This window comes from Vibrio sp. S11_S32 (assembly GCF_014694465.1).
GTDB classification, from domain to species: domain Bacteria; phylum Pseudomonadota; class Gammaproteobacteria; order Enterobacterales; family Vibrionaceae; genus Vibrio; species Vibrio algicola.
In genome coordinates this window covers 113,015-130,136 of the sequence record NZ_JAAUWS010000004.1, presented here as the reverse complement: position 1 = coordinate 130,136, position 17,122 = coordinate 113,015, and the positions used below count along the sequence as shown (strand labels likewise).

Genomic DNA, 17,122 nt, shown 5'->3' with positions numbered 1-17,122 from the left:
CCTATATTGCTTGGAGAATACAAATCTTTAAGCGATATAGGTCTATTACTCTCCAAGTTAATAAAGGCAGCGCTATTTAAGTTCCGCCTTTTGTTTTTATTTTTTTAATTGGTAACTCTATGCTTCCAGAAGTCGGTCATTTTATTCTTATTCTTGCGGTAATGTGCGCAGTGTTAACCGCGTGCTTGGCAAGTCTATGCTTATATAAAACATCGATTATGGACCCTAAATTTATTCAAGCTAATCACGTTGGCCTCTCGGATACAAACCATCGAGCTGACTTTTATGCTAAAGCCGCAAGAGAGTTAAGCTACGCCACATTTATTTTAGTGGCGATCAGTACTGTTATCTTAGCGGTGTGTTTTGCGCAAGATGATTTCTCGGTTCAATATGTGGATCTGCATTCTAATACTCATTTGCCTATTTTTTATAAAGTGGCTGCCGTTTGGGGCGGACATGAAGGTTCATTCTTATTTTGGTTGTTGTCGCTCACCGGTTGGTCGGCGCTGGCCGCCTATGTTGGTCGTAAACGAGATCAACAATTTATGACGATTGTTATTTTGGTGTTGGCCTTAATTGCAATCGCGATTGGTGGTTACATTATTTTTGCTTCTAATCCTTTTTTGCGGGCATTTCCTGTGCCATTTGAAGGGCGCGACTTAAATCCTATGTTGCAAGATATTGGACTCATCATTCATCCACCGATGTTATATCTCGGGTATGTGGGTTTTTCGGTCAGTTTTGCTTTCGCTATCGCCACCCTTATTTCACCTAAGATTGAATTGGATTGGGCTAAGTGGATGCGGCCGTGGGCGGTGGCTTCGTGGGTGTTTTTAACTGGCGGAATTGTATTAGGCGCTTCGTGGGCTTATTACGAGCTAGGTTGGGGCGGCTGGTGGTTTTGGGATCCTGTTGAAAATGCCTCTTTAATGCCATGGTTAACCGGCACGGCATTGCTGCATTCTTTGTCTATTTCTCAGCATAAAAAGCAACTGGTAGGCTGGAGTTTATTGCTGGCCATCTTTAGCTTTTCACTCAGCTTACTCGGCACCTTTATTGTGCGCTCTGGGGTGCTAACCTCGGTGCATGCGTTTGCCGCCGATCCGACTCGTGGCGTGGTGTTGCTGGTGATATTGTCACTGGTATTGATCTCGTCATTGAGTTTATTTGCTTGGCGAGCCAATCGTTATATTCAACCAGTACAATTCTCGTGGTTGTCGCGCTCAATGGCATACTTTATGACCAACGGCTTATTGGTTCTAGCGACATTTTCGGTGTTGCTCGGCACGCTATACCCAATGATTTTCCAAATTTTTGATTTGGGTAATATTTCGGTCGGCGCGCCTTATTTCAACAGTATTTTTGTGCCGATTGTGTTTGTGATGTGCATTGTGATGGGGATCATGCCGGCTTTAAAATGGCATAAAACCAATATGAAAGCTTTGTTAGAAAATACCAGAATGGGCTTTTTATTGGCGATTGTGATTGGCGGTGCGGCCAGTTACGGATTGTATCGACCTGAATATCAATGGTATGAGCAAAGTTACGCTTTGGTCGTATTGAGCCTGATTTTGTCTTGTTGGGTGATAGTATCGGCGTTGCAAGCTTGGTTTAAATCATCGGGGGCGCGACTCAAGCAACTTGCGATGGTACTCGCTCACTGCGGCGTGGCGGTGACGATTATTGGGGCAACTTTAGTCAGTTATTGCGCGGTGGAAACCAATCAAAAGCTCGCGCCGGGTTCACAAGTGACATTAAATGGTCATCAATTAGAATATCAAAAAACCAAACTGGTACTAGGACCAAACTATACTGCGGAGAAAGGGGTAGTGGCACTGTATGACCCTCAAGGGCAATATATCACCACCATTTATCCAGAACGTCGTCATTACACCGTTCGAACCATGAATATGACTGAACCGGGTGTTTATAATACCGCGTTAGGAGACTGGTATATCACAATGGGCGATAAAATAGATAAAACCCATTACGCAGTGCGGATCCAATATAAACCGTTCGTTGGCTGGTTATGGCTTGGCGGATTATTAATGGTGTTAGGTGGAGGCCTATCTGTTACGCGTTATATGTTACAAAAACCTCGATGCCTATTGGAGAGTCACTATGCTTAGATTGTGGAGTGGATTAAAAATCAGCGGTGTGATGTTATTGAGTGTATTAGTGTGGCAAAACGTGGCAGTAGCCAGTGGATCGGTGAGTATTCAAGCTGCTACCGAAACGCAAAATAGCGATAACGCTCAGTTGGTGGATGTGTTTGCGTTTAAAAATGCCCAAGATCAGCATCGAGCCGATTATTTAGCCCGCCAACTTCGCTGTCCTCGCTGCCAAAATCAAAACTTGACCGAGTCAAATGCGTCGATTGCGCGAGATATGAGACTGCAAGTGTATAAGATGGTCGATCAAGGGCACAGCAACGAAGATATTCTTAACTTTATGACCGATCGTTTTGGTGAGTTCGTACTCTATAAACCAAAATTTGAAGCCTCAACCTATGTGCTATGGTTAACACCATTAATGCTGTTGCTTATGTTGATAGTGGCGGCGAGATCTTATACAAGAAAAAAATCAGCGTTAAATAAATGAGTTTAGATAATTTTTAACTTTATGTTATAACAGTAATTATTATGTAAATGACACTTTAAATGCATCTTTTTATTGCCAGATCGCGTAATTTCAAAAACAAAGTTAAACACTAATTATATTATTTAAATAGATATTAATTTTCAAAAATCACTAATTTGCAGATAATAAAACCAATAACTTCCACTATTTATACTATGCTCAGTGCTGTAAATGGCTAGAAAGCTAAATATTGAATTAAAAAAATTTGGCGAAAATCATAAGGTTGGCTTACACTTTCGTAGTTATCGTTAGCTTTTAGCTTGCTGACATGTAAATACAACATATTCCACAAATACTGTGGTTACAAATGAGGGATAGTTTTATGGCGCTCACTAAGGCCGATTTGGCTGAAAACCTGTTTGAAAAACTTGGCTACAGTAAACGTGATGCTAAGGAAACCGTAGAAGTGTTTTTTGAAGAAGTTCGAAAAGCATTAGAGAACGGTGAACAGGTAAAATTGTCTGGTTTTGGTAACTTTGATCTTCGTGATAAAAGTGAACGTCCAGGACGTAATCCTAAAACTGGCGAAGACATTCCAATTTCTGCACGTCGAGTGGTGACATTCCGCCCGGGTCAGAAGCTTAAAGCTCGTGTTGAAAATATCAAGATAGAAAAATAACATTGAGTATTTAACCAATAAAGGTCACTTAGGTGGCCTTTTTGTTATCTGAAGTAAGGATAAAAATGCAAGATCAAGAATTTTGGCACAGTAAATGGGCAGCAAATAAAATTGGTTTTCATCTGGCTGATGTGAACCCCTTACTGCCGCAGTTTTGGTCACACTTACAACCGAAACAAGAACACAATGTTTTAGTGCCCTTATGTGGTAAAAGCGAAGATTTGATTTGGCTTGCCACTCAACATCAATCGGTCACTGGGGTTGAGCTCAGTAATATTGCGGTACGTGCTTTTTTTGCCGAGCATCTCTACACACCAACCGTAACATCGCTTAATAACCTGCATGAGCTTTATCAATTTGATGAGTTGTCGATCTACAGCGGTGATTTTTTTACTGCGCCATTAGAAAGTTATGACTTAATTTATGATCGCGCCGCGATGATAGCGCTACCACCAGCGTTGCGTGTTGACTATGTAGCAAGAATTAAGTCGTTAATGAAACCAAACGGTAAAATTTTATTGATTGGATTGGATTACGATCAAAATGAAATGCAAGGCCCACCGTTTAGCGTGCCGGAAGATGAGATCCGCGCCATGTATGCGGGTATGAAAGTGACGCGTTTACAACGTGATGAAGCCAGTGCCAATCACCCCAAAATAGAAAATGGATTATCACGCTTTGCTGAAGAAGTGTGGTTAATTGAAAACTAATGTACCTTTTTCGTGGCTCACATTCCGAGCCACGATGATAATAAGCGATTAGTAGCGGATCTCTATTTTGCTGGCACTTTCAACGGCCTCTTCTATTGCCAGCTCAACACTGTCTCTGCGAGTTAATGCTATCCCTAAACGGCGGCGACCATCAATGTCGGGTTTACCAAATAAACGGATTTGAGTTTGAGGCTGCGCGACCGCGTTTGCCAAGCCATCAAAGCCAATATTGTTTGATGTTCCTTCCCCTAAAATAACCGCAGATGCCGATGGCCCATATTGGATGATAGAGTTAATTGGCAAGCCGATAAAAGCGCGCACATGTAAGGCAAACTCGGATAACTCTTGTGATATCAAAGTCACCATGCCGGTATCGTGTGGGCGAGGGGAGACTTCACTAAAGATCACTTGATCGCCTTTAACAAATAATTCCACGCCAAATAAACCATAACCGCCCAGTGCATTGACGACTTTCTCTGCCATGTGCTGCGCCGCTTGGATCGCACTCGCCGACATAACTTGTGGTTGCCAAGATTCACGGTAATCGCCATCTTCTTGTCGGTGTCCAATCGGAGCACAAAAATGCACACCATCGACCGCGCGAACAGTCAGTAGCGTTATTTCATAATCAAAATCAACAAAGCCTTCCACAATGACCCGACCCGCACCCGCGCGGCCACCTTCTTGAGCGTATTGCCAAGCGGTTTGCATATCAGCCTTGGTTTTTATTACGCTCTGTCCCTTGCCTGATGAGCTCATGATGGGTTTAACCACACATGGCATGGAGACAAATTCAACCGCTTGTTCAAACTCTTGATAAGTATCACAGAAGCGATATGGTGAGGTTTGAATATTAAGATCTTCAGCCGCTAAACAGCGAATACCTTCACGGTTCATTGTCAATTGTGTGGCTTTCGCAGTCGGGACAACATTTAAGCCTTTTGCCTCAAGTTCCACCAATTTGTCGGTCGCAATCGCTTCGATCTCGGGGACGACATAGTCTGGTTTTTCTTTGGCGATAATGGCTTCAATCGCTTCAGCATCGAGCATATCCACCGTATAACTGCGATGAGCAACTTGCATGGCAGGAGCATTAGGGTAGCGATCAAGCGCGATAACTTCTAATCCCAAACGTTGGCATTCTATCGCCACTTCTTTACCGAGTTCGCCTGAACCTAATAATAAAACTTTCGTTGCGCTTGTTGCCGTCGCCGTTCCAAACATAATGTCATTCTCGCAAGATTAATTTGGGACAGATCATACTCGTTTTTCATACTCAAGCAATCGTTTGCGCGACGTGTTTAAGAAAAATAAACTTGAATGTATAAAAAATGCCCAATCTGTGGTTGTAGTCACCAACAACAGATTGGGCATTATTGTTTTTGAACTCTATCTTAAAGCGCTGCGTATTCCAGCGTAATATCAGGATTAATCGCTTCTAAAGTGGCTTGGGTATCCGCTAAATGACTAATGGATCCATCAGCGATCTCAGCTAAACAAGCGGCTTCAATAGTATCGAGTGAATGACCGGCTAATAGTAATAAATTAATCGCGACTTGCAGTGGTGGCAAACTTGGATTGAATGCCGCGTTCTCGGCGTAGCTGCCATTAAAAATCGCGCCGCTTGTCACTTGTAATGAAACGCCGCTGTAATTGTTAGAGTAAGGTGCGTGACTCATATTTAAAGCATCCACTGCCGCTTGCATTAATGGTGTGACTTCTGGAGCGCTATGGGATTGCTTGTTTTGATCCATTAAACGGCGAGGCTCTTCTAAATCACCAGGGCCAAAAGAATCAGGTAATAATTGTGCCAGTGACATTGCAGGGCGCTGTGGTAATTGAATAATCAGATCGTTGGCACTGGTTAACTCATTCATAAACTGACGGCAGTGACCACACGGAGAATGATTGATGGTGATATTTTTAATTCCCGTTTCACCTTTCATCCAAGCATGGCTGATCGAAGATTGCTCTGCATGAACCGTTTGTCCTAATTGCGTGCCTGAAAACTCAAGGTTGCCACCAAAATAGATTGCACCAGATAAACCTTCAGCAATCGCGCCAACATGAAAATCAGAAATAGGGCAATAGGAATGTGAAGCGGCAAGCGGAAGTAAAGCCAGTTTAAGTTGCGTATCGTTTAAGCCAGAATCGGCCAAAAGATCTTGATATTGGCTTGCATCAAGGTGACCACTAAAGTCTGGATGATTAAAATACTGGGTAGCCTTGGCTTGGACATGTGATGGTAAAGATCCAAAAAGCTCAATGTTGTGCTGAATCGTCATGGGATGTTCCTTTTAATTTTTCGATACCGAATGGGCACTTAAGAAATTTGTGCAAATGATTCGATAATTAACAATATGGGGTTGATCACGTTTTTTTTAAAGTATATACATTCAAGTTTCATTAAAGAGTTACATGCGTCAAATAATGAGGCGGAGTCGACAATTTATTGCTTTATTAAGTGAGCTAGATCTCATTTAAAGTGGTATTGCTATTGATGTTCAAAGATTGGAGAGAAAAACAGGAAGCATAATAAGCTTCCTGTTGTTTTTGGGGGCAGATTGACTGAACATTTAACACTAGCAACTTGCCGAGCCAAGCCCTTTTTAAATCAAGCTTTAACTTTAACCAATAAAGCCACCTACCCACAAACAAAAAGCGAAGAATACTGGCGCAAGTATAGACGTTATAATGCCGCAACTAACGAGTGCCAAAGAGCTAAAAGCAGCATCTTCAGCGTTTTTACCTGCGCAAGTAGCGGTACCTAACGCGTGCGATACTGTCCCCATAGTCAAACCGCGTGCAATTGGGTGGGTCACGCCGAGTAATGTATAAATTGGGTAGGCAAATACCGAACCAAATACACCAACAATTAACACTAAAATGGCCGCGATAGCGGGTTCGCCACCTAAGCTTTTGCCTATTTCCATCGCAATCGGGGTAGTGACTGATTTACCCATAAGGCTGGCGACTAACGTCGGGTCGGTATGCAAGGATACGGCAATTAATCCGGCGGTGAGCATCGACATGCAACTGCCAACACCGCAAGCAAGAAAGATGATTTTCCAATTTTGTTTTATTTGGGGCAGTTGTTCATAAAGTGGGTAGGCAAGCGCCACAACGGCAGGTTGCAGTAGATAGGTCATCCAGTCGTTTTGAGCGTAATAGACTTTATATGGCACATCAAGCGCCATTAAAATCGGAATAATAATGATGATGCTCAACAACAAAGGATTGGCGAGTGGATTGTTGATTTTTATCGCCAGCCATCGCACCGCAAAGAAAACCACAAACGTTAGTAGTAACCACATATTATGACTCCTTACTTTTGCTTGTTTTTTCTACTTTATCGTGAGAGCTGAGTATTTTTTGTAAGCTCAGTGCGAGCACCACTAAAACAATGGTTGTTGCCCCCACGCTGCTGGCAAAAATAGACAGCGCATTGTCAATCAGCATCGGGAAGTGATCCATTAAGCCGACACTGATCGGCACAAATAGAATGATCATATAGCGAATAAAAGCATGCGCACTAGGGCTTATCCATTGCACTTTTATCAGCCCTGATGCCAAAAGTGCAAACAAAATCAACATGCCAAAAATACTGCCAGGGATCGACAGTGACAGCAAAGCTTGGATGCCATTACCGAGCCATAGACAGCCCATGATAATGGCAAAAGAAATAATATACCCCATAACCTTTTTAAACACTTTACATCCTTATAGTGCTTGTTTAAGAAGCGATCGATTCAACATATTGATACACCGCTTTTAGTACTTCCATTTTCGCGCTATCACTTTCATGTTCGTGTGCAAGATTCTCAAGATTTAGGAGGTAATCTTCAAGGTTAGCTTCAAAGTATTCTCGGCAATGTGCGCGCCATTGGTCTTGTTCTTGCTCATTGAGTGTCGCTGGGTAATTTCGAGCGCGGTAACGGAATAATAAGGGGGCGATCCGGGAGTCTTTAACCGAAAGCTCTAAACCGGCTAGATTCTCCGGTTTTGTTTCACGGATAATATCCATTGTTGATTTATCGGCAGGTGAGAAAAAGCCTGAATAAAGCTGGGTATCCACATTATCATCTTGCGGATATTCACGCTCAATACTGTACAAACCGATTAATTTTTCGCGGATCTCAGGATTGGCTTTTAATATGGCCAAATTAGCCAAGCACTGGGCGCGATCGATCCCTATGTTAGCGGCATTTTCTGCGGTTAAGGTTTTTGCAGGCGCTAGGATTGGGCACTTATTGAGATGCACCAGTTTTATCGGAACCGGCAATTCATCGGGTGCTAAATCATCTCGCTTGGTATATAAACGTTTTTGCAGCTGCTCGGCATCTAATTCCAGTAATGGCGCTGGATCTTTAGCAAGATCGACCACTATTACTGCATTGGCGTTAGTTGGGTGCCACGCCATTGGCACAATCCAACTGGTATTAGAGCGCTGCACACCAAACATGCCAGAGACATGCATTAAGGGCGTCATGTTCACAATATCAATTTGTGCTTTTAATTTGTTTTTATGGCGCATATTGAGTAGGTAATTGAATAGCTTAGGTTGCGCAGCTTTTAATTTTTTCGCCAGTTCAATGGTGGCGATCACATCCGCCATCGCATCATGAGCATTACTGTGTTCGATACCGTTGGCAACCGACAGTCGATCGAGTTTAAAACTTGGCAGTCCATCGTCGTTTTCTGGCCAATTGATGCCATCTGGGCGCAGCGCGTAACAAGTCCGCATTACATCTAATAAATCCCAACGCGAATTGCCGTTTTGCCATGACCATGCATACGGATCGTAGAAATTACGATAGAGAGTGTAGCGGGTGACTTCATCATCAAAACGCACATTGTTGTACCCTAACGAAGTAGTATTAGGTTGGGCGAATTGCTCATGGATAAGGCGAATGAATTCAGGCTCAGGCAGTCCTTTTTGCACGGTGAGTTGCGGTTTAATTCCAGTCACTAATGCCGCTTCTGGATTGGGTAGGTAATCGGCAGGCGGCTTGCAGTAAATCACCAAAGGCTCGCCAATAATATTGAAATCGGCATCGGTGCGCACCCCAGCAAATTGGCTAGGTCTGTCTTTAGCCGGACTCACGCCCCATGTTTCATAATCGAAGAAGAAAAAAGTTGGTTGCTCATTGTTTTGCATTGATGTCACCCGTTTGGAATGAATTTCTTTCTAACGCCTTATGAACCATGGGGTATTAGGCCTTATCCGCATTGTGTCGTGTTGCAATCAATATCATGGTTGATGCCATTAAAAAATCAACCCACGAAGATAGGTAAGTATCCAACAATAAGCCTTAACTAGGCAAGCTGAATCAATAAATTAATGCCCGATCGGCGTAAATAAGGACGATATTTGCAGCGATAATAATCAAAGGCTGCATATTAAAACAGTAGTATTAGCTATGAGTCCGGGTATTAATCTAAAGGGCCTTTTGTGAAGCAAAACTGACTTCCAATGATATGTGTATATAATTCCGTGGTTCTTACATCGCTGTGACCTAAGAGCTCTTGAATCGTTCTTGATTCTGAGCCCACAGCCATACAAAAGGGCGCATATTAACCAGTTTTGCCCATTAAGATGGCTTAAAACTACATTGGCTTCTTGATGAGTTAATACGGTAGGTATTCGCTTCGGTTTCTTTGTAAATTAATAGCTTAAATCCGGTGTCTCAACTTTTAGAACGTGTCGATACATAAAAATGATGGCACATAATACTTGGTTTTGTGTCGCACTGGATACTTTCCTCTCGTTTGCTAAGTAAGAAAGAAAAGTTTCAATGTGAGAATTTGACATGTCTCGGTGTCTTTAGGGGGTTTCATTTTGTTAAAACGAATGAATTGTCGAATCCAAAAGAGATAGGATTTCTCCGTTTTTAAGCTGTAATGGCGCACTTTAATTTGTTGTCGAATAGACTCAATAAATGGTGAAGGCATTATACAATCTCTTAACTGTGTTTATATACAGTTATAATGGTGTTTTGACCAAAGTGCCATTAAAATGGAGAAAGCGAGAACAAAAAAGAACGGTTCAGTATTGTGATTTTAATCTAACTCACTGATTTAAAATTAAAGTATGTAATAACCTTAAGTTTGGGATTGTTACAATTGGCTTGTTAAACCCAGTTCTCGCTTTCTCCATCGCATAAAATCGGCTAAATGCTTTAAAAAATTCATCATTAGAGTATCTTATGATGATCAATGAATTGATTAGCAGTGAACGTGTTGAAATAATCTTCGGGTTTATCCGTGTTTCTTGCTAATACACTGTTAGGCTTTAAAGAGGTAATCGTGGATATCAATAAAATAATTAAAAATAGGGAAGCCAGAGATAGCCGAAATAGTCGTCCAATTTCAGCATTTATGGAACTATATCAAGCGACAGACAAAGCGCTTAAAGAAGTTCAAAATTTAGGGGCAAGTATAGAAACGCAAGAAACTTTAGTTAAAAGTCATGTTATCAATATAGTCACTGCGGTTGAAGTCTATTACCGAGATATGCTCGACTCTGTATTTAAAATGTGTGATCCAAGTTCATTTGAAAATAAACTTAAAAAACTACATGATAAGTCATACAAAATTGATGATTTAATCGCAATGTATGTAAATAAAATTCACCCTCTAGAGTTAATTGCTAGTAATCACAGTTTTCAAAATACAAATACGATCGATAAGGTATTTTCTATAGTTATTGAAAAGCCATTTTTAAAACAAGTAAGGCATATTAAATGGTGTTTCAAGGATGATCCGAAGTCGGAATCCGAGGCTACTCAAGAAGATATTTTGGCATTACAAGACTTGTTTGAATATAGACATTTGCTTATCCATAATCCAAATCAATCGCTCAAAGCTTCCATTGATGTTATTGAAGATCAAATAAATTCAATATTGGGTGTCGTTATGGCTTCGGATCTGGTGATGACTCAATATTTAAATGACAATATAGATCCAGAAATAAAAGCCTAACAAGGCGTTTAAACGGAACTAAAACAGTGGGTTGCGTTTCGCTTCGCTACACATTATAACCCACTATTTTAGTCCGCTTAACGCGGCGTTATAAGTCTTGGAGATTTATGAAATATAACTTAACCCTAGTTAGTCTAAATCAAGATCAAATTGGTCGTGCAAAAGAGATTAACGGGCCTCGTAAAAAAATTACGCATGCTTTAATTTGTGGCGATTATGGCCAAATATTCGGTACAGAAAAGCAATGTAGAAAATATTACTCGGCTTGGATTAATGTATTCCCACTTATTTTTAAAGAAGTCGTTGAGTCTACGTCATTTGAAATACAAAACTATGGAAGCACTTTTGATCTTGTGAATAAACTAATTGAAATTCATGATCCTTTGGTTAAAGCTAATAACCCAGTATTTCAAGAAGCAGACACAATAAAAACTAAGAAAAAAGGTTTCCTATCCAGATTCTTTAACTAACCGGCTTATAACAAGTCGCTTAAACGGAATAAAAACAGTTGGCCATCGCTCCGCGATTATAGCCACCATTTTTATCCGCTTAGCAAGGCGTTAGCACTCATAGGAATGTATGGATTACGAAGTTGTATTTATGATGGCTAGGGGAGGTTTGGGGAGCTTAACTTTTGCTATTCCAGGCTTAGTATTCATTGCTATAGGTTTTTTCCTAATAAAAAACAGAGATCGTTTAGCTAAATATAGATCACGTTTGTTCGTTACTATATTCTCTTGGTTTTTCTTTGTTTTCGCTGTGCTCTGGACTTTGTTGGCTGGGCTGGGAATCGGCCTTATACAATACCAATTGCGTTCTGATTATGCCGAAGGTAACTATGAAATAGTAGAGGGCATTGTTGAAAACTTTGAGCCTATGCCATACGAAGGCCATCAATCAGAGTCCTTTACTGTAAATGGAATAAAGTTTAAATATTCTGATTTTAGAGTAACCTCGGGCTTTAACAATACAAAATCCCACGGTGGCCCTATAAGAGAAAACTTGCCTGTTCGTATTTCGTATATTGGAAATACTATCATAAAGTTAGAGGTCGGAACACGTGCTAACAAGACAATAAAGCAGGACTAAAAAAAGTTGGCTGTCGTTCGTGCCTCACTATTTTAGCCAACCATTTTTAGCCTCTTATTGGGGCGTTAGTTTTTTAGGAGTGCTGTCATCGCTAGAATTTCAGAAAAAAATGATAGATTTCGCACGAAAGAAGAAATTTGTCACGATTTAAAAATGATATTAGATATGGATTTAAGCTACGGAACTCAGTTTTGTGTTGCATCTGAAATTTTGTGGGTTTGGTCTGAATTTTATGGCAAGCATAAAGGCTGTAAGTATTGGTCTGAAGAAGCTCTAAGAATCTGGCCAACGCAGGAACCATCAGTTAAAGGGTTGGTACATGAACATCTTATTCCTAGGAAAGTACTTATTCATAAATTATTTAACGAAGTCGAGTGTGACCAGTATAAAATATATGAATTCTTAGAAAAGTTTTGTATCGGTGTTGTAGTTACGAAAACCGAAGATCAAGCACTTAATGATGCAGGTTTAAACTCAAAAATGCCGGATGATTGGGATAACCAAGATCCTTGGGCAAGATATACTGAAATTGGCTTGAGTGTTGTAGAAAAAAACTAACAAGTTGCTCAAGCAGGACAAAATACAGTTGGTTTTTTGCTCGTGCCTCGCTTATTTTAACCAACTATATTTTGCCTCTTAGCAAGGCGTTAGGTAACTAGGAGAATTCAGTGGAAGATAATAACTCTCTAGTGGCGAATGAGAATTCGTCAGAAATAGAAAAAATTAAGGAAGAGCTTTCTCAAGTAGCTCCTACAACTAAAAAACGCGCCCTAGAAAAGTTTGGTTTAGCTGCCCTTGGTAGTATTCCTTGGGTTGGTGGTTTTATTAGTGCTGCTGCTAGCATGAAAACCGAGGAAGGCACTTTAAAAACTGACTCATTACAAACTCGCTGGTTAGAAGAACATGATACAAAAATGCAAATATTGGGTGAAACACTAACTGAAATTAGCGCAAGTTTTGAAAGGTTAGGTGAAGCTGTTGATGAACGTATTCAAAGTGAAGAATACTTAGATTTAGTTAGAAAATCATTTAGAACGTGGGATGCAGCTGACACAGCTGAAAAGCGCAAATATATTGCTAATTTAATCAGTAACGCTTCTGGCACACAAATCTGCTCGGATGATGTTGTACGTTTATTTATTGATTGGCTAGCGGGTTATCATGAATCACACTTCGCGGTAATTCGAGAAATATATAAAACTCCTGGCGTTACACGCTACGATATATGGTCTGCTATAAATGGAGTTGTTCCACGCGAAGACTCCGCAGAAGCTGATTTATATAAATTGCTAATTAGAGACCTGAGCACTGGTGGTGTAATTAGACAAGCTCGTGATACAACTCATGATGGTCAATTCTTAAAACGTAAGCCTGCTCCAAAAAGAACAGGCTCTCGTACTACTGAATCAGCATTTGAAAACAGCAAGCCATATGTCTTAACTGAGCTCGGTAAACAGTTTGTGCATTATACAATGAATGACGTTGTAACTAGGATTGGTTAAATCGTTACCTAACAAGAATTTAAAGCGGGACTGCTAACAGTTTGCTCGGTTTCGCTTCGCTACACATTTTAGCAAACAATTATCAGCCCCTTAAATGGGCGTTAAGTGTCAGTAATTTTCATATCACGGAGTCACAATGAATTATGTAGAACCGAATATAACTAAACAATCATTCCATTGTCCGCTGTGTGGTACTTACGCTCATATGAAATGGGATTGGTTAAGTAATAGTCGCCGTGGCAGAAGGAGGTACATAGAAGCTGAATGTTCTCATTGTGAGCAATCTTCTTTGTGGCTTACCACTGAGGAGGGGAAAAATGAATACGGTCATTTAATTGCTACCAAAGGGGAAATGCTATTGCCTGACTTTGGATTATCACCTTTGCCTGTGGCGGATATGCCTGAAAGTGTTAAAACTGATTACATGGAAGCTTCTCGAATTTTTTCTCGATCACCTCGAGGATCTGCTGCTTTACTAAGGTTGGGTTTGCAAAAATTATGCAAGCATTTGGGTCAAAAAGGTGAAAATATAAATGAAGATATTCGTGCTTTAGCGGCTAATAATGCAATTCCCCCAATGGTTGTAAAGGTAGCTGATACAGTCCGTATTGCTGGAAATAATGCAGTCCATCCTGGTGAAATGTCAGATGAAGATTTTGATCACGTGGCCTCAAAAATGTTTGAACTCATTAATTTTATTGTTAAGAAAGCTATTAGCGAACCGAAGGAACTCGAAGGCCTTTATCAAATGATTCCTGAAGCACCGAGGAAAAGCGCAGAAAAAAGAGACAGCAAAAACAAACTGTAATCAAACACTTAACAAGCGCTTTAAACGGAACGTCAACAGTTGGCTATTGTTCGTTCCTCACAAATTTTAGCCAACAATTTCCGTTCGCTTAAGCGGGCGTTATACGCTAATGGAATCGTAGTATGCATATCGTAAAATGTACTGAAGATCACTTGGAATCGCTCGTTGATATTTTTGAAGAGTATCGCCAATTTTGTGGCTTTGAGCGCAGCCAAAATGAAACTAAAGCATTCTTAACAAAATTAATCAGTAATGGTGAATCTACCATATTTGTAGCCATCGATTCTGAAATAAATAGTGTTATGGGATTCGTTAATTTATACCCTTGTTACTCAAGCCTTGCGTTACAGCGCTTATGGATATTAAACGACTTAGGTGTTGCTAGTAGTTATAGAGGGAAAGGTGTTTCGAAAGCATTAATTCAAAGGGTTCAAGAGTTTGCAAAAGAGACTAATGCAATCCGCATAGAGCTAAAGACTAAGTTAAAAAACACTACTGCTAGAAGTCTTTATAAATCTATGAATTTCATAGTAGATTCAGATAATGTTTACTATAGAGTTCCGTGTTAATTCGCGTATAACAAGTCATTCAAAAGGACAAAAAACAGTTGGTTTTTGCTCCTTCGTCGCTTATTTTAACCAACTATTTTTTGCCTCTTAATGAGACGTTAGCCACAAAAAATATTTGCATAGCCTAGAGTGATAGAATAGTACCACTTTAAATTTGTTGACTGGTAATTTTCATGAAAGTTGAACTTGTTACATCACTTAAGCGTCAAGCGACAAAAATTTTAGCTGATCTTCACCTGACAAAAGAACCTGTTTTGATCACTGAACATGGAAAACCTTCAGCTTATCTTGTTGATGTTGATGATTTTGAATTTATGCAAAATCGTCTATCTATCCTTGAAGGGATAGCTCGTGGTGAAAAAGCTCTTGCAAGTAGTCAGAAATTCACGCATGAGCAAGCCAAGGACAAAATGTCAAAATGGCTAAAATAACGTGGACAGAACCTGCACTTTTTGACCTTAATAATATCGCCGAGTACATTGCACTCGATAATGTTATCGCAGCTAAAATGCTTATACAGGCAGTGTTCCATTCAGTAGAGAGGTTAGAGGTTTTTCCAGAGTCGGGCGTATTCCACCAGAATTAACCCACCTCTCTTACCGAAAAGTTGTGATAAATCCCTGCCGAGTTTTCTACAAGATAGAAAAGGGGGATGTCTTTATCTTGTTTGTTATGCGTGAAGAACGAGATCTTAGAAAATACATGCTAGGCTATGATAAACGCTGATATAAGTGGCTAACAAATAAGGATAGGTGTCGCGCAGCCGACACCTCTTTTTATTTTTTCATATTCAAATCACGTCAAGTTAAGGTGAGGGAGCAACCGATAATTTAGCGCGGATAAACTCATTATGGTTGACGTAAAGCAGTTCAGCAACGCGTCGGATCACCGCTTCTTCTATCGGGTCAAGGTAACCATCAGCATAAGCCACTTGCCACATGGCTTGGATTAATTCAAAGCGTTGTGATTGATCTAAATCTCGCAGTTGGTCGGTAAAATCATAGACCGAAGCGGAATGCTCAGAGCGAATGCTGGCTTGGCTTAGCAGTTCTTGGGCTTCACTTTCGCTGCTGCCAGTTAACTTCATTAACATATTAGTTTGGGCGATAATTTCTTGTTCATCGACCAAATGATCGGCTTGAGAGACTTGGCATAACAACGCCGCCATCGCCAATTCACTGTTACCCGTGGTGTTTGAAGCGTAAGCAGATTCTTCAACAAGTTGATTAAATAGAGTTTTTATAGATTTAAACATAACAATCTTCAATTTATTTAAAGGAACTAAAGGTATAGTTAGTTTTTTGCTCATAAAGTTCAAGTTTATAAACAAATAAATTGATATTTAAGATGAAATTTATGACTCATTTTTTATCACCATTCAGTAGAATTATTTTGATCTAGGTATGTATACAATGACTTACTCTGGTTTATCATGCATTTTTAACATTACCTTTTGAGTTAACATGTTCGATTTTAACAGCACCGTATTGATCGCAATGGCGATCATCTTCCTTGGCGCGTTTGTACAAAGTGCGATTGGTTTTGGTTTAGCCGTGGTTGCTGCGCCATTATTATTTCTCGTTTCTCCTGAATACGTTCCTGCTCCGGTTATCATTGTCGCTTTCTTTAACTCGATATTTAACGCGTATAAATACCGCAATAGCATTGCCATCGGTGGTTTAAAAATGGCGATTTACGGTCGAATTCCAGGCTCTATTGCCGGTGGAATATTGCTGTTGTATGTGTCCAGCTCAATATTGTCGTTATGGTTGGGCGGAATGGTATTACTGGCGGTATTGATCAGTTTATTGCCGATACGTTTTGAACCCACTGAAAACCGTATGGCGATAGCAGGTTTCTGTTCAGGCTTTATGGGTACCAGTTCGAGTATTGGTGGCCCGCCAATGGCGCTGATTTTACAACACCAAGACGCTTCATCGTTACGGGGTAACTTGGCGGCATTCTTTGTGCTGAGTTCATTTATCTCTTTATTTGTGCTTTATTTTGTTGGAAGTTTTCATTGGCAACATGTGATCATGACACTACCTTTATTACCAATGGGTTGGCTGGGTTATGTAGCCGCGCAAGTGGTGGTGAAATATGTGTCGAAAGAATGGATCCGTATTTTTACCTTAGTGATTTGTTTGACTAGCGGTGTTACGGCGATTGTTCGCGGCTTATCTTAACTTTCTTATCGATTTAGG

21 protein-coding genes and 1 pseudogene are annotated in these 17,122 nt (G+C 40.4%); 14 read left to right on the top strand and 8 right to left on the bottom strand.

From position 1 onward, the window contains the following. Positions 1–119: 119 nt before the first annotated feature. From HC723_RS04290 to HC723_RS04275, 4 genes are all read left to right on the top strand, one after another. A complete protein-coding gene (locus tag HC723_RS04290) occupies positions 120–2,129 on the top strand; it encodes a heme lyase CcmF/NrfE family subunit (RefSeq protein WP_190338322.1) in 2,010 nt (669 codons plus the stop codon). Beyond that, positions 2,122–2,601 (top strand): heme lyase NrfEFG subunit NrfF, encoded by a 480-nt coding sequence (gene nrfF, locus HC723_RS04285; RefSeq protein WP_203218751.1) that lies wholly within the window; start codon positions 2,122–2,124, stop codon positions 2,599–2,601. The genes HC723_RS04290 and nrfF overlap by 8 nt, the downstream gene beginning before the upstream one ends. A gap of 361 nt (positions 2,602–2,962) precedes the next feature. Beyond that, positions 2,963–3,259, top strand: a complete 297-nt coding sequence (gene ihfA, locus HC723_RS04280; protein WP_153447193.1) for an integration host factor subunit alpha — start codon at positions 2,963–2,965, stop codon at positions 3,257–3,259. Between the two features lie 65 nt (positions 3,260–3,324). After that, positions 3,325–3,969 (top strand): thiopurine S-methyltransferase, encoded by a 645-nt coding sequence (locus HC723_RS04275; protein WP_153447192.1) that lies wholly within the window; start codon positions 3,325–3,327, stop codon positions 3,967–3,969. A 48-nt stretch (positions 3,970–4,017) separates the two neighbouring features. Here the strand turns inward: HC723_RS04275 and purT are convergent, their stop codons facing one another. The 7 genes from purT to HC723_RS17855 form a co-directional block, all read right to left on the bottom strand. After that, on the bottom strand, positions 4,018–5,193 hold the full coding sequence (gene purT, locus HC723_RS04270) for a formate-dependent phosphoribosylglycinamide formyltransferase (protein ID WP_190338321.1): 1,176 nt from the start codon (positions 5,191–5,193) through the stop codon (positions 4,018–4,020). A gap of 170 nt (positions 5,194–5,363) precedes the next feature. Next, a complete protein-coding gene (cdd, locus tag HC723_RS04265) occupies positions 5,364–6,254 on the bottom strand; it encodes a cytidine deaminase (protein WP_153447190.1) in 891 nt (296 codons plus the stop codon). A gap of 342 nt (positions 6,255–6,596) precedes the next feature. Next, a complete protein-coding gene (locus tag HC723_RS04260) occupies positions 6,597–7,283 on the bottom strand; it encodes an LrgB family protein (RefSeq protein ID WP_153447189.1) in 687 nt (228 codons plus the stop codon). A gap of 1 nt (position 7,284) precedes the next feature. After that, positions 7,285–7,680, bottom strand: coding sequence for a CidA/LrgA family protein (locus HC723_RS04255; RefSeq protein ID WP_190338320.1), 396 nt, complete (start codon positions 7,678–7,680; stop codon positions 7,285–7,287). Between the two features lie 22 nt (positions 7,681–7,702). Then, positions 7,703–9,127, bottom strand: coding sequence for an exodeoxyribonuclease I (gene sbcB / locus HC723_RS04250; RefSeq protein ID WP_190338319.1), 1,425 nt, complete (start codon positions 9,125–9,127; stop codon positions 7,703–7,705). A gap of 507 nt (positions 9,128–9,634) precedes the next feature. After that, positions 9,635–9,781, bottom strand: coding sequence for a phage integrase N-terminal SAM-like domain-containing protein (locus HC723_RS17860; RefSeq protein WP_203218750.1), 147 nt, complete (start codon positions 9,779–9,781; stop codon positions 9,635–9,637). Then, positions 9,742–9,921 (bottom strand): phage integrase N-terminal SAM-like domain-containing protein, encoded by a 180-nt coding sequence (locus HC723_RS17855; RefSeq protein ID WP_203218749.1) that lies wholly within the window; start codon positions 9,919–9,921, stop codon positions 9,742–9,744. The genes HC723_RS17860 and HC723_RS17855 overlap by 40 nt, the downstream gene beginning before the upstream one ends. A 354-nt stretch (positions 9,922–10,275) precedes the next feature. Between HC723_RS17855 and HC723_RS04240 the strand changes: the two genes are divergently transcribed. The 9 genes and pseudogenes from HC723_RS04240 to HC723_RS04200 all read left to right on the top strand — a co-directional run bounded on the left by HC723_RS04240 (position 10,276) and on the right by HC723_RS04200 (position 15,644). Then, positions 10,276–10,950 carry a HEPN domain-containing protein gene (locus HC723_RS04240; protein WP_190338318.1) on the top strand — a complete coding sequence of 225 codons (675 nt, stop codon included), beginning with the start codon at positions 10,276–10,278 and terminating at the stop codon, positions 10,948–10,950. 107 nt (positions 10,951–11,057) lie between these two features. Beyond that, entirely contained in the window at positions 11,058–11,420 is a 363-nt protein-coding gene (locus HC723_RS04235; RefSeq protein WP_190338317.1) for a hypothetical protein, read from the top strand. A gap of 109 nt (positions 11,421–11,529) precedes the next feature. Beyond that, a complete protein-coding gene (locus HC723_RS04230) occupies positions 11,530–12,039 on the top strand; it encodes a hypothetical protein (protein WP_190338316.1) in 510 nt (169 codons plus the stop codon). Between the two features lie 165 nt (positions 12,040–12,204). Continuing rightward, complete coding sequence (locus tag HC723_RS04225; protein ID WP_153447084.1) at positions 12,205–12,597, top strand: hypothetical protein; 393 nt, start codon at positions 12,205–12,207, stop codon at positions 12,595–12,597. Between the two features lie 110 nt (positions 12,598–12,707). Further along, entirely contained in the window at positions 12,708–13,541 is an 834-nt protein-coding gene (locus HC723_RS04220) for a hypothetical protein (protein ID WP_190338315.1), read from the top strand. 136 nt (positions 13,542–13,677) lie between these two features. Further along, the gene (locus tag HC723_RS04215) at positions 13,678–14,349 is read left to right on the top strand and encodes a DUF4145 domain-containing protein (RefSeq protein ID WP_190338314.1); all 672 of its coding nucleotides are present in this window, start codon (positions 13,678–13,680) and stop codon (positions 14,347–14,349) included. A 122-nt stretch (positions 14,350–14,471) separates the two neighbouring features. Further along, on the top strand, positions 14,472–14,918 hold the full coding sequence (locus tag HC723_RS04210) for a GNAT family N-acetyltransferase (RefSeq protein ID WP_190338313.1): 447 nt from the start codon (positions 14,472–14,474) through the stop codon (positions 14,916–14,918). 173 nt (positions 14,919–15,091) lie between these two features. Further along, positions 15,092–15,349: a type II toxin-antitoxin system Phd/YefM family antitoxin gene (locus tag HC723_RS04205; RefSeq protein ID WP_190338312.1), complete on the top strand. Its 258-nt coding sequence runs from the start codon at positions 15,092–15,094 to the stop codon at positions 15,347–15,349. Beyond that, positions 15,337–15,644: pseudogene (locus HC723_RS04200) on the top strand (type II toxin-antitoxin system RelE/ParE family toxin). The gene HC723_RS04205 and the pseudogene HC723_RS04200 overlap by 13 nt, the downstream one beginning before the upstream one ends. Positions 15,645–15,723: 79 nt before the next feature. Here HC723_RS04200 and HC723_RS04195 read toward each other — a convergent pair. Then, entirely contained in the window at positions 15,724–16,173 is a 450-nt protein-coding gene (locus HC723_RS04195) for a tellurite resistance TerB family protein (RefSeq protein WP_190338311.1), read from the bottom strand. A gap of 241 nt (positions 16,174–16,414) precedes the next feature. On the opposite strand from HC723_RS04195, the gene HC723_RS04190 reads away from it, so the two are divergent. Then, positions 16,415–17,104, top strand: coding sequence for a sulfite exporter TauE/SafE family protein (locus HC723_RS04190; protein WP_190338345.1), 690 nt, complete (start codon positions 16,415–16,417; stop codon positions 17,102–17,104). The last annotated feature ends 18 nt before the right edge of the window (positions 17,105–17,122 follow it).

Coding starts and splice junctions, on each gene's coding strand:
- sbcB (WP_190338319.1), bottom strand. CDS start 9,127: ATGCAAAACAATGAGCAACCAACTTTTTTCTTCTTCGATTATGAAACA.
- ihfA (WP_153447193.1), top strand. CDS start 2,963: ATGGCGCTCACTAAGGCCGATTTGGCTGAAAACCTGTTTGAAAAACTT.
- HC723_RS04290 (WP_190338322.1), top strand. CDS start 120: ATGCTTCCAGAAGTCGGTCATTTTATTCTTATTCTTGCGGTAATGTGC.
- HC723_RS04275 (WP_153447192.1), top strand. CDS start 3,325: ATGCAAGATCAAGAATTTTGGCACAGTAAATGGGCAGCAAATAAAATT.
- HC723_RS04235 (WP_190338317.1), top strand. CDS start 11,058: ATGAAATATAACTTAACCCTAGTTAGTCTAAATCAAGATCAAATTGGT.
- cdd (WP_153447190.1), bottom strand. CDS start 6,254: ATGACGATTCAGCACAACATTGAGCTTTTTGGATCTTTACCATCACAT.
- HC723_RS04215 (WP_190338314.1), top strand. CDS start 13,678: ATGAATTATGTAGAACCGAATATAACTAAACAATCATTCCATTGTCCG.
- HC723_RS04210 (WP_190338313.1), top strand. CDS start 14,472: ATGCATATCGTAAAATGTACTGAAGATCACTTGGAATCGCTCGTTGAT.
- HC723_RS04195 (WP_190338311.1), bottom strand. CDS start 16,173: ATGTTTAAATCTATAAAAACTCTATTTAATCAACTTGTTGAAGAATCT.
- HC723_RS04190 (WP_190338345.1), top strand. CDS start 16,415: ATGGCGATCATCTTCCTTGGCGCGTTTGTACAAAGTGCGATTGGTTTT.
- HC723_RS04225 (WP_153447084.1), top strand. CDS start 12,205: ATGGATTTAAGCTACGGAACTCAGTTTTGTGTTGCATCTGAAATTTTG.
- HC723_RS04260 (WP_153447189.1), bottom strand. CDS start 7,283: ATGTGGTTACTACTAACGTTTGTGGTTTTCTTTGCGGTGCGATGGCTG.
- nrfF (WP_203218751.1), top strand. CDS start 2,122: ATGCTTAGATTGTGGAGTGGATTAAAAATCAGCGGTGTGATGTTATTG.
- HC723_RS04205 (WP_190338312.1), top strand. CDS start 15,092: ATGAAAGTTGAACTTGTTACATCACTTAAGCGTCAAGCGACAAAAATT.
- HC723_RS17860 (WP_203218750.1), bottom strand. CDS start 9,781: ATGTCAAATTCTCACATTGAAACTTTTCTTTCTTACTTAGCAAACGAG.
- HC723_RS17855 (WP_203218749.1), bottom strand. CDS start 9,921: ATGCCTTCACCATTTATTGAGTCTATTCGACAACAAATTAAAGTGCGC.
- HC723_RS04230 (WP_190338316.1), top strand. CDS start 11,530: ATGGATTACGAAGTTGTATTTATGATGGCTAGGGGAGGTTTGGGGAGC.
- purT (WP_190338321.1), bottom strand. CDS start 5,193: ATGTTTGGAACGGCGACGGCAACAAGCGCAACGAAAGTTTTATTATTA.